The 14,808-nt window shown below is 44.5% G+C and carries 6 protein-coding genes; 4 read left to right on the top strand and 2 right to left on the bottom strand.

The genetic code is table 11. The features are described 5' to 3' along the window. Positions 1-664: 664 nt before the first annotated feature. Together RH949_RS00760 and RH949_RS00755 are read left to right on the top strand one after the other, a co-directional pair. Complete coding sequence (locus RH949_RS00760) at positions 665-4,696, top strand: response regulator (RefSeq protein WP_446351625.1); 4,032 nt, start codon at positions 665-667, stop codon at positions 4,694-4,696. Positions 4,697-4,763: 67 nt separating this feature from the next. After that, positions 4,764-6,032: a sensor histidine kinase gene (locus tag RH949_RS00755; RefSeq protein WP_446351624.1), complete on the top strand. Its 1,269-nt coding sequence runs from the start codon at positions 4,764-4,766 to the stop codon at positions 6,030-6,032. On the opposite strand, the gene RH949_RS00750 is transcribed toward RH949_RS00755, so the two are convergent. Next, positions 6,004-8,343, bottom strand: coding sequence for a response regulator (locus tag RH949_RS00750; protein WP_006099821.1), 2,340 nt, complete (start codon positions 8,341-8,343; stop codon positions 6,004-6,006). The genes RH949_RS00755 and RH949_RS00750 overlap by 29 nt on opposite strands. 609 nt (positions 8,344-8,952) lie before the next feature. On the opposite strand from RH949_RS00750, the gene RH949_RS00745 reads away from it, so the two are divergent. Both RH949_RS00745 and RH949_RS00740 read left to right on the top strand, forming a co-directional pair. Further along, the gene (locus RH949_RS00745) at positions 8,953-9,429 is read left to right on the top strand and encodes a helix-turn-helix domain-containing protein (RefSeq protein ID WP_157453087.1); all 477 of its coding nucleotides are present in this window, start codon (positions 8,953-8,955) and stop codon (positions 9,427-9,429) included. Between the two features lie 204 nt (positions 9,430-9,633). Beyond that, the gene (locus RH949_RS00740) at positions 9,634-13,119 is read left to right on the top strand and encodes a WD40 domain-containing protein (protein ID WP_446351623.1); all 3,486 of its coding nucleotides are present in this window, start codon (positions 9,634-9,636) and stop codon (positions 13,117-13,119) included. A gap of 158 nt (positions 13,120-13,277) precedes the next feature. On the opposite strand, the gene RH949_RS00735 is transcribed toward RH949_RS00740, so the two are convergent. After that, positions 13,278-14,621 carry an AAA-like domain-containing protein gene (locus RH949_RS00735; RefSeq protein WP_446351622.1) on the bottom strand — a complete coding sequence of 448 codons (1,344 nt, stop codon included), beginning with the start codon at positions 14,619-14,621 and terminating at the stop codon, positions 13,278-13,280. Positions 14,622-14,808: the final 187 nt, after the last annotated feature.

The following is a 14,808-nucleotide window of genomic DNA, read 5'->3' as shown; positions in this document are numbered from 1 at the left end:
GATTCTACGCTCTAGACTCTCAACTCTTAAACCTGTCTTAAGCTGTTGCCTATTCTGGCTTTTAAGCGTTAAAGAGTATAAATACTCAGCACCAAGCTAATATTATACCTTATACAATTAAAAATGAGATAAATAATCCAGATAAAGGGAGGCTTAAATCAGTTGCTGATAAGGATAAAAAACTAGGTACAATGAGAGAAGTGATCGAGTTCCTTTAGATGTTTGGTTTAACTCTACTATCTATCTAGCGAGAACTTTTACAAAGCTAAGATCCTGACATAAAGCCTGCACTCCTGTCGTTTTTGCGTTAATCCAGATAAATTTCCGAACGAGTCTGACTATCAAATTAGTAGCCCAAGGGCAAGGACTGCACCTATAACCGACAATTAGCATCAAAGCTTATCGTGGCAAATCAAGCGCCGACGACAAACAGCGCCTAGCTCAATGGCTAGCGCTCAAGGTCTAACACGGATGTGATACAAGAAAACTAGAACTAAAGGATCATCGAGAACAACCGAGGCTCAAACACCTTTACCTAGACTATCCTCAACTTGCTGAGAACTCTAGTCAATTGCTGACGATGAAAACACCTCCTTCAGCAGGGTGTAACTTGACCAACCCTTCCCCCAAGCTAAACCCAGTCAATAGTTTTGACGTTTGACCAATGATGAACAAACCACCCTTTCTAGAAACGACCTCCCAAGATAATGACCAGCAACCGTTGGCACAACCTCATAAGTCTTGGCGTCCCCGTCATTTTCTAGTTTGGGTGGTAGTGGGTCTAACCACGGTGGCGATTGGCGCTGTCGCCACAGTCAGCTATTTTGGAGTGCGCCAGCTAATCCTAGAAAACATCAAACAAAACGCGCTCAATTCAGTGCAAGCAGAAGCCAGTGAAATCGATCGCTGGCTAGCCACGCGCAAGGCGGAAGTCGAAACGATAGCCAGTACCCCAATTCTGCGATCGATGGACTGGTCGCAGATTAAACCGTACTTGCAACGAGAAGTCCAACGCAGCCGGGATTTTACCTCGTTTTCTGTGATCAGGGCGGATGGAACCTTTCAAAGCAGCAATGAAGGTCAGGGGAATGTTCAAGATCGCCAACATTTCCAACAGGCGATGGCGGGAAAAGTGTATGTCTCTGATCCCCTAATCAGTCGGGCGACCGAATTACCGATTATTGCCATTGCCGCCCCGATTGTGGCAATGCCCCCTCAGCCTCCCCTAACCGTTGGTACAACGGCGGGTGCGATCGATATTGAGCGCGTGGAAGAAGTTGTTGAAAAGATATCCTATGGCAAGGATAGCTACGCCTTTGCCCTCAACTCTAGAGGCGTGCCGATTGTTTATCCAGAGGAAAAACCCTTAGGAACTGAAAGAAAACCTGATTCCAGTTTACTGGAGTCAACCGAACCGGATCTAGCCGCGATCGCTAGCCAGATGGTGAACCAAGAACAAGGAATTCAACAGGCAAACCTGTTCGGGGAATCCGTTTACGTGGCGTATGTCCACCTAGAAGAGGCAAACTGGTCGATTGCCTTAGTCATGAACGATGAGAAAATAGAAAGTCCGATCTGGTCACTCAACTTGCTAGCTATCGTTCTGGTTGCCCTCTTGTTCGTTGCCATATTTTTCATCAGGCGACAGGTGAAACTCTTTGAGATGACACGGGCTAAAGCCGCCAAAGAAGCATTGCTCAACCGTTTGACTAATCGCATTCATTCCTCACTCGACCTAGATCGCACCTTACCCGCTACTTTAGAAGAATTGACATCTCTGCTGGGCTTAGAACGAGTCATTTTCGGCTGGTTGCTCGACAATCAGACGTTAAGAATTGCATATATGTACACGGAGGAGGGTTTATCGAGCGAATGTAGACAGTTAAAGATAGCGACGTCCGGTAACTTAGAAACTCAGTTACGCAAGGGTGAGACCGTTAATTTCAAAGTATCCACGATCAATGGTCAATCTGATAATGCTGGTTTAGAAAACACCCCAGATAACCCTTTCTCGTCCCATCCTGCTACCTCTTCAGAGGAAACCTATATCCTGGAAAATGGTCACTATTCAGCGATTCCCATCCGTCCTCAAACCCGATCCTTGGGCTATTTAATCTGTATCCACACCACCAGTTGGTCGTGGAGTCCCAGCGACATCGAACTCTTAGAAGCGATTTCTAAACAAATTGCCAGTGCTTGCACCCAATCCCATCTCTACGCTCAAACCCAAGAGCAAATCCAACTCCTCGACAATACCTTAAACTCATTAGAGCGAGAGCGCCGACAACTGCAACAAGTGATCGCCAGTGCGCCCATGGCAATGGCAATGTTTGACAAGGAAATGCACTATATGGCTCATTCCCAAAAGTGGCTCACGGTGCAAGGGCTTGAGGGAGAATCCATCATTGGTCGCTGCCATTACGACGTCATCCCAGATGTACCGGAACACTGGAAACAGATTCATCAACGGGCACTCACCGGGCAAGTGATCACCAACCCAGAAGATATCTGGGAACGTAGCGATGGTTCTATCGTTTACATGCGCTGGGCAATTAACCCCTGGTATACTCCCAATGGTCAAGTTGGTGGGATTGTCATTGCCACCGACCAGATTAACGAATTAGTCGAAGCCAGAGAAGCGGCACTGGAAGCGGTACGGTTCAAGTCCAAGTTTCTGGCGAACATGAGTCATGAAATTCGCACTCCAATGAATGGTGTTTTGGGCATGGTGGGACTCCTATTACAGACTCAACTCACGCCCCGACAGCGAGACTATGGCCAAACGATTCGCCGTAGTGCTGACCATTTACTGACCATCATCAACGATATCCTGGATTTCTCCAAACTAGAAGCTGGAGAAATGGAACTTGAAACCATTGAGTTTGACCTAGATGGCTGCATCGAATCGGTTCTTGATGTGCTAGCTACTCAAGCCGAAGCGAAGAACCTAGAATTGGCAACCTTAGTTGACCGCAAAGTCCCCCGACAACTCAAAGGTGATCCGGCTAGACTGCGACAGGTTCTGTTAAATCTGGCGAACAATGCGATCAAATTTACACCCCAAGGGGAAGTGGTTATCCATGTCACGTTAGAAACTGCTACCTCCAAAAATGCCACCCTCCACTTTGCCGTGTCCGATACAGGAGTGGGCATTTCCCCGGAAGGGCAAGAAAAACTTTTCCAATCCTTTTCCCAAGTTGATAACTCCACCACTCGTCAATATGGTGGCACAGGCTTAGGGCTAGCTATCTGCAAACAGTTGGTCGATTTGATGGGCGGCGAAATCGGCGTGGAAAGTCAGGTGGGTAAAGGTTCCACGTTCTGGTTTACGGCAAAATTTGACACCCAAACGAACGCTGAATCCCCCACCACTCCCTTTGCCCTCACTCATCTGAAACTGTTGGTTGTTTCCGAAAGTCGCACCACCCGCCAGTCGGTGCGTTACTTAGTCAATACCTGGGGAATTGGGATTGATGAAGCCAACTCCGCAGAACTGTCCCTAGATGCCCTGCGCCAAGCGGCTAGTCTTGACCAGCCTTATGATGTGGTGATCTGTGATTGGCAACTGCCCCAAATCGAGGATGGGTCCCTGATTAAAACCATTCGCTCTGATTCAGCGTTGAGCCACACCAAAGCTGTGGTAATGACGCCGATGAATCAACGGGATCAAGTCGAACAATTACTATCTGTGGGAGCGGCGAGTTATTTGCTCAAGCCAGTGAGAGCTTCACGGCTATTTGATAGTTTAATGGCGGCTGTAGCACCCGAAATGATTAAAGAACAGCAGGAGGAAGAACTAGCCCAACATACAACGACTGGAGATTTTCCTCATAAACAACCTGCGACTCCTCTGAATATCCTCTTAGCTGAAGATCATCCCATCAATCAACAAGTTATTCTCAATCAGTTACAGATGTTAGGTTATGAAGCCGACTGCGCCCCCAATGGTCAAGTTGTCCTGGAATTAGTCGAGCAAAATTCCTACGATATCATTCTCATGGACTGTCAGATGCCTGTTCTGGATGGCTATGCGACTACAACTAAATTGATTGAGCGTTATGGCAGCACTCATCCGGTTATTATTGCTCTAACCGCTCATGCGTTTCCTGAAGACCGAGAACGATGTTCGGCAGTTGGTATGGATGACTATATCAGTAAACCTGTTGATGAGGAAATGTTGAGCGAACGATTGGAGTATTGGGCAACCCAGATTAGACAGGATCAAGACAAAGGGCAAATGGCAGACGACTCTATGAAGGCAGAGGACAAAGGGCAGATGAAAGAAGGAAACGAGAAGGCAGAGGACAAAGGGCAGATAACAGAGGGAAAGGAAGACATTAACTCAACCCTCAACACTTCCCCAATTAACTGGGAACACCTCCAGCGTGTCACCCTCGGTAAAAAATCGGCTCAAGAACGACTTTTGCACGCTTTTATCGAACATGCTGAAGCCGATCTAAAAGATATCCAAACCGGAATTGCGGCTGAAGACTATGAACAAATCTATGCGAAAGCCCATCGGTTGAGAGGATCAAGCGCCAATTTAGGCATGAAGGCGATCGCAGAATTAGCCGCCCAAGTCGAAAACCATGGACGTTCCGGTTCTCTAGCCGCGATCAAAGAAAACGTTGGCGAGTTAGAACAACAACTGACTACAGTTTGCGAATACATCCGTAACATGAATGGTTCATCATGAATTCCCTGTTCCCTATTCCCTATTCCCTATTGCCCATTGCCCATTGCCCATTCCCTAACAAATAACCATGGCAAAAATCCTCGCTGTTGATGATGATATAACCGTCCAAATCATTCTCCAAGAGTTGTTAGAGAGTGAAGGTCATGACGTTCTGCTAGCGGATGATGGAGAAGCGGCACTCCAAAAAACCCAAGAATTTCAACCTGATTTAATCATCTGCGATTGGATGATGCCAAAACTCGATGGCTTAGAACTGTGCCGTCGGATCAAGGCAGATCCACAATTAGCCACCATTTTTTTAATTCTAATCACGATCCGTGAACAAGTTGCCGATCGCGTCCAAGGGTTAGATTCGGGGGCGGATGATTTTCTCTCAAAACCCATTGAACCCAGTGAATTGCAAGCCAGGGTTCGTTCGGGATTGCGGCTGCGTCAATTAAACCAACAACTCTCACAAGCCCTCCACCATCTCAAGCAAACTCAATCTCAATTAATTCAGAGTGAAAAAATGTCCAGCTTGGGTCAGATGATCGCTGGAATTGCTCATGAAATTAATAACCCCGTTACCTTCATTCATGGCAACTTATCCCACATTGAGGATTATACCCAAGACTTGTTAGATCTAGTTGAATGCTATCAACAGGAATATCCTAATCCTAGCTCTTATCTGCAAAATAAAATAACCGAGGTGCAGTTTGACTTTTTGAGCCAAGATTTTCCCAATGTATTAGCCTCGATGAAAGTGGGTACTGAACGCTTGCGAGAACTGGTGTTATCCTTGCGGAAATTTTCTCGGCTCGATGAAGCTGAACGGAAACCCGTAGATCTTCATGAAGGAATAGAAAGCGCTCTTTTTCTAGTCCAACACCGCTTATCCACTTCCGCCGGACAGCCGGGGATTCAAATCATCAAAGAATACGGCGAACTTCCTCCATTTGAATGCCATCCAGGACAACTGAATCAGGTTTTTCTTCACATTATTAATAATGCTATTGATGCTTTAGAAATAAACAAAGAGATAGAGATAGAAAGCAATTATTCACCTCAAACCATTCCAACTATTAAAATTAAAACAACTTTACAAAACAACTATCAAGTAATTATTTGCATTATTGATAATGGAATTGGCATAGCCGACAGTGTAAAACCTCGAATATTTGATCCATTTTTTACGACAAAACCTGTCGGTCAAGGCAGAGGATTAGGGCTATCCATTGCCCATCAAATCGTGGTGAAGCAACATGGCGGTGAATTGGAGTGTATGTCTCAACCGAATGTCGGGACGGAGATGATTATTAAACTTCCGTTTAAAAAGTGTTTATTAAATGCCGATTAACGCTTTGCACTAACGTGTCTTTTTTTGTTGTTAGTATTCTAGGGATTTTAATAATAAATTCACTACCTTGACCTAAAGCCGAACTACAGCTAATTTCGCCCTTATGTTTTTCAACTACAATCTGATGACTTACAGCTAATCCTAACCCCGTGCCTTTTCCTACAGGTTTTGTGGTGAAAAACGGCTCAAAGATATGCTGACGTACCTTGTCACTCATACCAATTCCGTTATCTTTAATCTGAATAATGATAGATTGAGGCAGTGTAGAGTTAGGAGTAGAGAGTTCAGTTTTGATAGTAATTGACCGAGTGACTGGTTGATAGTCTAAGGCTTCAATTGCATTATCGAAGAGATTGAAAAAGACCTGGTTTAGCAGACTGGCATAACACGTAACTGGCGGAAGTTGACCATAATGCTTAATAACCTTAATTTCTGGGCGATTGCCTTCAGATCTAAGTCTAGACTGTAAGATAAATAGGGTATTGTCAATACATTCATGAATATCAACGGGTTTTAAATGGGCTTCATCCAATTTGGCAAAGCTTTTAAGCGATCGCACAATTTTCTCGATGCGTACAATGCCAATTTCCATAGATTGGATCAGCTTATGCCAATCTTCAACCAGAAACTCTAAATCAATTTCCTTACTCAGTTGATGAATCTCCGCCGTGGGTTCGGGATAGGTTTTTTGGTACAGTTGTACAAGTTTTAATAGATCTTGGAAATAGGCGCGGGCATAGGTAATATTGCCGTAGATAAAATTAGCGGGGTTGTTAATTTCATGGGCGATCCCTCCAACGATTCGTCCTAAACTAGACATTTTCTCGGTTTGGATTAGCTGGGCTTGGGTGCGTTTTAATTTTTTTAGGGTTGCTTGTAGCGCCTGGGCTTTTTGTCGTTCTCGGGTTTCTGATTGTCGTAATGCAAGTTCGATTTGTTTGCGATCGCTAATATCAATCGCTGCACCTAGGGTTTGTCGAGTTGTCCCGTCTGTATTCTGTTTAAACACCGTTTCTTGGGAAAATAACCAACGCCATTCCCCATTTTTGTGGCGCATCCGATACTCTAACTCAAACACATCACCGATCTGGGCATATTTAATCCGGCGTTGATGATCCCAAATGATGTCCAAATCATCCGGGTGCATCAGCATCGAGAGAACTTGGTTCCCCATGTCTTGAATTTCTGCGGGGGTATAGCCTAAAATTTCATAGATTTCTCGATTGGTATAGACATTGCGTCTTTCTACCCAATCATGAACATAGATAATATTCGGATTCGCCTCATTAATTGCCTTTAACCAGCGCTGGGACTCTTGCAAGGCTTGTTCAAGTTGTTGGCGTTCAATTCCCACCGCGATTTCATTGGTAATAGAGGCTAAGGTATCCAGGGTGGTTTGACTGAAAGGATGACGGGAAAACAGTACCATCACGCCCACAAGTTCCGCTTCCACAATCAGGGGATAACCTGCAAAGGATACTGTTCCTTCCCGTCTTGCCCATTCGGGATCACTGATGTTGGGATCATTAGCGATATCATTACTCAGGTAAGGTTGGCGTTGACTGGCAATGTAACCAATGATTGAATCACCCACTGAGACTTGAGCGTGAGTCCCGTCAGTATGGGTGTATAATCCTGCTGAAGCTTGCAACTCCAGGATATTGTCCTGTGAGTTTAGCGTCCAAATTTGGGCAAATTTGATATCTAAATGTTCAACTAAGGCTTGAGTACAGCGAAACAGCATCGCCGATAACTCAGTTTCCTGACTTAAGGCTAATCCGATATCGGAACGCAAGGCTAACCGTCGCGTTTGTGCCGCTAACGCTGCTTCGGCTTGTTGGCGATCGCGAATTTCTTGTTGCAGTCGGATATTCTGTTGTTGCAGTTGCAAGGTTAAGAAACGGAGATGCAGGTGAGTCTTAATCCGGGCTAATACCTCATCGACTTGAATCGGTTTAGTGATGTAATCAACCGCCCCTAACGATAAGCCTTTGACTTTCGCCTCAGAATTCGATGTATCCATTGCTGCGGTCATAAAAATGACCGGGATATCTTTGGTTTTCTCCCAGGTTTTGAGATGACGGCAAGTTTCAAATCCATCCATTTCTGGCATTATGACATCCAGTATTATCAGATCTGGAGTTAGCTGTTCTAAAAGTTTCAAGCCTTTGATACCACTCTTGGCGATTCGCACCTCATAGCCAGTATTTTGTAAACAGTCTGAAATCGGTTTCAGATTTTCGACCCTATCGTCAATCAGCAAAATTTTTACCTGTCTCGGAAAATATTGGCTAGTTGCATTGATAGTCATGAACCTGTTTTGAGTATTTGCCGCCAACTGTTTGTTGCATTTGATTGTATTTGGCTTTTCTGAATACCAAACAATATGGACTTGCGACGAAAAGAACTCTGGCAACTATGGGAATAATAAATATAACCTAATTTATTTAGCTTATAGCAATTCGCCAAAGTTGTCAAAATAAAAATAATGACCTCAAAATATGACATTTCTGACCTTCATTGAAATAAATACCTTACCTTTCTGACTTTTTCATCGGAATCGAACATGATACATTGATAGACGTATAGCAGATTAAAAGTATCAGCCTTAAAATTCAGGCTGACTATCCAGACGACACCAATAATTAGCTCGATCGTTGTCTGGATACTGAAAGGGTAACTAACTATTACATTATCACTTCCAATTGCTTGCTTTGTATTGAATACCCCTTTCGGATGAAGTAGTCGGATGGGGTCTGTGTGAACACAGTTTAATTCCCTTTGAATCAAGGTTAAAGGTATGTTTCTGTTCCGATTGGGACAGAAATACAGAAATGTGTGCATTAATTAAATAAAATTAACCGCTCAAAGGGGCTTACTAAATACTATCGAACAATTTCACCTAGCCTTGCAATTTGTCATGAAGCTTAATTTTTCTATTCCAGTAAAACACCAACAGAAATTTCAATATACGAGTCACGTTACTAAAACAGAAAGAATCAATCAATTGAACGACTTTATCTTTAAAAGTCAAGATGTGAGAGAATGCAAAAGGGCTGAAGCAGTAAAACTGAGATTATTAGGAATCAGCTACCAAGAAATAGTCAATAAACTAGGAGTCTCTATTGGTTTTATCGCTAAATCTCAAAGACAATACACTGCCAGAGGACTCGACGGGATTAAACTTCAATACAAGGGGTCAAAAGGTTATCTAACGCCTACACAAAAAGCCGAAATTTATCGGTGGATAAATCGCTCAATCAACTGTAATGTATCGGCATTAAAAAGGTATTTAAAGGATAACTATAATGTTGTCTTTAAATCTAAAGAAAGTTATTATAAAATTTTGAGGGAGAGCCGAGTTTACTGGCGACAAGCGAAGAAAGATAAAAGGTAAATTTTCTTTGGAGGGATTCATAATGAAAACAGATTAAAATTTTTGAGGATAGGGAATAGGGCATAGGGCATAGGGCATAGTTATTTTATTTTTCTCAACTTGCTCAGATTCGAGGTGTTCCCTATTCCCGTTTTTGACTATTATTTTATTACCTTCAGCTTAAAATAACTAAAGTAATAAAATAATATATCTAAATCCATGAATATGAGCCATAATCCCTATCAGGTGGGGGGAAGTCTCACTGTAGATAACGCTACTTATATTGAGCGTCGAGCCGATCGCATTCTCTATGATGCCCTCTTCCAGGGAGAATTCTGCTATGTCTTCAATGCCCGACAAATGGGCAAATCCAGCCTCCGAGTCAGAATCCAGCAACAGTTACACGAACAAGGCTATCGCTGTGTCTATTTAGATATGACTCAACTGGGTAGTGAACAGGTGAGTCATCAGCAGTGGTATCGGGGCATTATGTTGGCAATTGTTAGTGAACTTCAGCTTTTGGGTAAAATTCCCCTCAAAAAACGCTGGCAAGACTGGGAAACCTTGCCGATGGTGCAACAATTGGGGCTGTTAATGGATGAGATACTTGCCCAACTCCCCCAAACCCGACTGTTTATCTTTGTCGATGAAATTGATACAATTCTCAGCTTATCCTTTCCAGTGAATGATTTCTTTGGCTTTATTCGGTATTGTCACGAATTACGCCAGAATCACGCCACCTATCAATGGTTAACCTGGGCATTATTTGGTGTCGCCACCCCATCAGATTTAATTCGCGATCGCACTCGTACCCCGTTTAATATTGGTCAGGCAATTGATTTAAACGACTTTCACTTAGAAGAAGCCTATCCCCTGCTGCGATATTTCCCGGATTATCTACCCAATCCCAAAGAGATTCTCAACGCGATTCTCCATTGGAGTGGCGGTCAACCGTTATTAACTCAAAAACTCTGTCAACGGGTGGTTGAGTTGAGTACAATGGCAACCGAATCCAATCTGAGTCTTCCTCCGGGTACAGAAAACCAATGGATTGCAGAAATCGTCAAAACCCAGATTATTGACCATTGGGAATCCCAAGACAATCCCGAACATCTCCGCACCATTCGCAATCGTCTACTCTATGACGAACAACGCGCCGGACGCTTATTAGGCTTATATCAACAGATTTTAGACCAAGACGGCATTATTAGTGATGACAGTCCCGAACAAACGGAATTACGACTATCGGGATTAGTGGCGAAACGAAACGGAAAATTACAGGTCAAAAACCCAATTTATCAAACCATCTTTAATCGGGACTGGATTCAAGCCCAATTTAATCAATTACGTCCCTACTCCCAAGCCTTAAACGGCTGGGTTGCCTCAAATTGTAGCGATGACTCTTGGTTATTACGGGGACAAGCCTTACAAGAGATGTTAATCTGGGGTAAAAATCAAAGCCTCAGCGATTTAGACTACCGTTTTCTATCCGCCAGTCAAGCCTTAGAACGTCAAGAAAGCCTAGCCAAAGCGGAAGCCGCCCGTCTCCAAGAAGTGGAAGCCCGTCTAGCTATTGAACATCAGCGCAACCAAGAACAGCAACGCAGTTTGAAACGACAGCGCCTGTTATTAGCAGGGGTGAGCGGTGCCTTAGTGATTGCGGCTGGATTAGGAATTTTTGCTTGGTATCAATATCGTCGGGCATCGGTGCGGGAAGCCGAAGCCATTATCCAAACGGCTGAAGCCTTATTTGCCTCAGATCAACCCTTTGAAGCCTTATTACAAGCCATTCGTGGCAAACAGCAACTCAAGGGCTGGCAACGGGTGAATCCTGTCGTGCAATCTCAAGCCGATGCAATTTTAGAACGAGTGGTGTTAAATATTCATCAGCGCAACCGTTTGGATGGACATGAAGCAGCCGTTCTCACCGTTGATATTAGTCCTGATGGACAAACCATCGCCACGGCGGGAGTCGATACGATGCTTAAATTGTGGAATCGAGACGGAAAGCTGCTCTCGACATTTAAGGCACATGAAGCGACGATTCGAGTGGTCAAATTTACCCCGGATGGTGAACTACTGGCGACGGGGGCAGATGATGGCTACATTCACCTGTGGACTCCCTCTGGCAGATTAAAACGCACAATTAAAACCCATTTAAAGGCAATCTGGGATTTAGCGTTTAGTCCCGATGGACAAACCTTGGTGGCGGTTGGGCGTCCCAGTATCATGGAATTTTGGCAAATTGATGGGTCTCCTATCGAACACCTCAAGATTACGCCATCCGGGGGATTATCGGTGAAGTACAATCCCCAGGGGAATCTAATTGCTATCGGCGGAAATGACGGTACCGTAACCCTTTTCCATCCAGATGAACAACGACAACAGATCATCAATGCTCATCAGGCGGAAATTAATGCGCTTGCCTTTAGTCCTGATGGAGAACGATTGGTAACAGCTAGCCAAGATCAAACGATTAAACTGTGGCGCAAGGATGGTACATTGCTGAAAACCTTGACTCATCATAGTGCGGGCATTTTGGATATGGATTTTAATCCCGATGGGCAAACCTTTGTGGCGGGTAGCCACGACAAAACCCTGTCGTTGTGGACTCGTCACGGTACGTTACTCAACACATTCAAAGGGCATCAATCCGCTATTTGGGGCGTCGCCTTTAGTCCCGATGGCAAGATGCTGGCGTCAACTGGCGCGGATAATACAGTTCTGCTGTGGCAGATTCACCATCCGTTCCATCAAACTGTACACGGAGCGGGGGGAAAAGCATTAAAGGCGATTTACAGCCATGATGGACAACGCTTAGTGACGACTGGGGATCAAGATAATTTAGTGTTAACTTCAACCTCTGATTTAACCATTAAATCTCTGGATTCTCAACAGGCAGTCGTCAGGAATTTGTCATTGCATCCAACCCAAGAGTTGGTGTTATCGACGGGAATGGATCAGACGATCGAAATTCGCCAGCTAGATGGAACCATTTTGCAAACGATTCAGGATCATGATGAGGTGGTCATGGGGGCTGATTGGCATCCCAGTGGCGAGGAAATCGTCTCAGCCACCGCCTCGGCTTATATCTATCGCTGGAATACCCAGGGTAAAAAGCTGACAGGTTGGTTAGGTCATTCTGCCCCGATTTGGGATATTCGCTATAGTCCCGATGGCAGTCAGTTTGCCACCGCTGGGAATGATGGTACGGTGAAACTCTGGAGTCGAGAGGGCAAGTTACTGCACACACTCAACCATGATTCAGCCGTGTGGCGCGTGGCATTTAGTGCCGATGGGGACTATCTGATCTCTGGGAGTGGGGATAAAACGGCGAAAATTTGGCGCAAGGATGGAACTTTAGTCACAACCTTAACGGGACATCAGGCGGCGGTTTGGGGGGTGGCGTTTAGTCCCGATGGTGCTTTAGCAGCGACGGCTAGCATTGATGAAACGGTGAAACTCTGGAGGATGGATGGGACATTATTAGCTACCCTCAACGGTCATACGTCAGGGGTTCGCAGCCTCGCCTTTCGTCCCGATGGACAGGTGTTGGCTTCAGCCGGAGATGATAAGGCGGTGGTGTTTTGGAATATTGCCAACATTTTAAACCTGCAAGCGTTAAACTATGCTTGCGATTGGGTTAAGGATTATCTTCGCACGAATTCCCAAGTTACGGATAAAGAACAACAACTTTGTCCACCGGGTTAATCTGAATGCCGCTGACTTTGGGTTCGTAGTCGGCACTTTAGTGCCAGAAGCGCTAAAGCGCTTACTACAAACTTTAAAGTCAGTTAAACCGGGCGCAGGTCCTTGCGCCCCTACAAGTCTAATCCACCAATTAAGGTGTGCCACGCCACTACGCTATATCAAAGGTTTTGGCAAGTTTTTGACTCGGAATAATGGCTCAAAAAATAGTTGCGATAGAGTTCACAGGGGGGACTTGCCATCAGCCCTTGCAGTTGCACCAAACCCAGTCCTTCTAAACGATGAGCTGTTTCAGCATCTAGGGGAATTGGCTGGGAACTCGATAAGACTTGATAAAAGGCTTGCTCTAACTGTTTATCCTGTGCCAATATCATCCACAGTTGCTCTAAATATTCCCCATAGATACCTTTAGCTGTAGGAGCTTCTGCTAAGAGTTGTTCTAGTGATAAATAGCCGGAACGTAACCAGTAAAACGCTAATTGGAGTAAGTAAGGATGACCCCCGACTAGAGCGACTAAAGGATCTAGGGTTTCTATCCCGACTTGCTCCAGTTGATAACGCTGCGCTAATTCGCTAATTTGAGGGCGGGTTAAGGGGGGCAAGTTTAACGAAATTCCGACATTAAAGGGAGATTGGTGGGGCTGAATCCCTAAGGTTAATTCGATGGAATAGGCAAGAATTAACCGTAATTTTTGCCAATTTCCTGGGGTGCGGGCTTGTTCATACCAATAACGCAACATCGAGAAGAATTGACTGGCTAAATCGGGATAGTCAAACAGGGTATGCACCTTGTCAAAGGCAATGACTACAGGCGTGTCAACCGCATTGAGGCAATACTCTTGCATATAAACCGTGCAACTCATTTTACTCCCAGCCCCTTCAAACCAATAGTCATCAAATTTTGGCTCTAAGTTCAACTGTTGGCTAGTCGCCCAACAAATCCATTGCAAAAATTGCTCTAAATCATTGAGACTGGCGGGTTCTGCCTGTTGGACATTGACTAAAACTGTTTGCATTTCCTGCTGATGAGCAATGTCAAACAGACGATGAATTAAAGAGGTTTTGCCCATCCGTTGTGGCGCCCTCAGGCGCATCAGACTCCCGGTTTGATGAAGGGTGGTAATCGCTAAGGTTTCCGTCGGGGGACGCTCAATATATAAAGGTGACGTAGCCGGAAGAGGGCGACCGGGAAAGTCGAATTCTGCTATTGTGGTATTCGGTTGAGTTTTTCGCTGATAGAGTTCGGTGTTTCCTTGAGAAAACTGCGTTAACATAAACGCAATATTTCGCTTGTTAATGTTACAATTTAATTTTTGAGAGAGTGCCAGCCAAAGGTGAGAGCCAATGTCTTTGATGTAACCCGCGTCATATCCCGTTTCTTTAGCAATTTCTCGATATAATTTTCCTGACAACGCCCTATCTAACACAATTGTCTCAACCTGGCTGAGGTTTCTAGGAGCAAGAATTGTTTGAACCCATTTAATTGTTTCTTTTTGGCTAGGCATTTTTAGCGAGGGAGGTCAAGATGACAGAAAAACTGGTTAATTTTTAATCCTCAATTTTATGACGATTTTACCAGATCCGGTAGTCCTGCCAAGAGTAGCGATCATTGACAAACTCAACTCAATACCCATACTAAATCGCTGATTTCATGAATACCTAAGACGAATGTCACTGACTTAAAGCTGGTGG

Source organism: Coleofasciculus sp. A1-SPW-01, assembly GCF_040217205.1.
In the GTDB taxonomy this organism is placed as follows: Bacteria; Cyanobacteriota; Cyanobacteriia; order Cyanobacteriales; family Coleofasciculaceae; genus Coleofasciculus; species Coleofasciculus chthonoplastes_A.
The sequence above is the reverse complement of the archived record's forward strand: the minus strand, read 5'-3'. Positions and strand labels throughout refer to the sequence as shown.

Coding starts and splice junctions, on each gene's coding strand:
- RH949_RS00760 (WP_446351625.1), top strand. CDS start 665: ATGATGAACAAACCACCCTTTCTAGAAACGACCTCCCAAGATAATGAC.
- RH949_RS00755 (WP_446351624.1), top strand. CDS start 4,764: ATGGCAAAAATCCTCGCTGTTGATGATGATATAACCGTCCAAATCATT.
- RH949_RS00750 (WP_006099821.1), bottom strand. CDS start 8,343: ATGACTATCAATGCAACTAGCCAATATTTTCCGAGACAGGTAAAAATT.
- RH949_RS00745 (WP_157453087.1), top strand. CDS start 8,953: ATGAAGCTTAATTTTTCTATTCCAGTAAAACACCAACAGAAATTTCAA.
- RH949_RS00740 (WP_446351623.1), top strand. CDS start 9,634: ATGAGCCATAATCCCTATCAGGTGGGGGGAAGTCTCACTGTAGATAAC.
- RH949_RS00735 (WP_446351622.1), bottom strand. CDS start 14,621: ATGCCTAGCCAAAAAGAAACAATTAAATGGGTTCAAACAATTCTTGCT.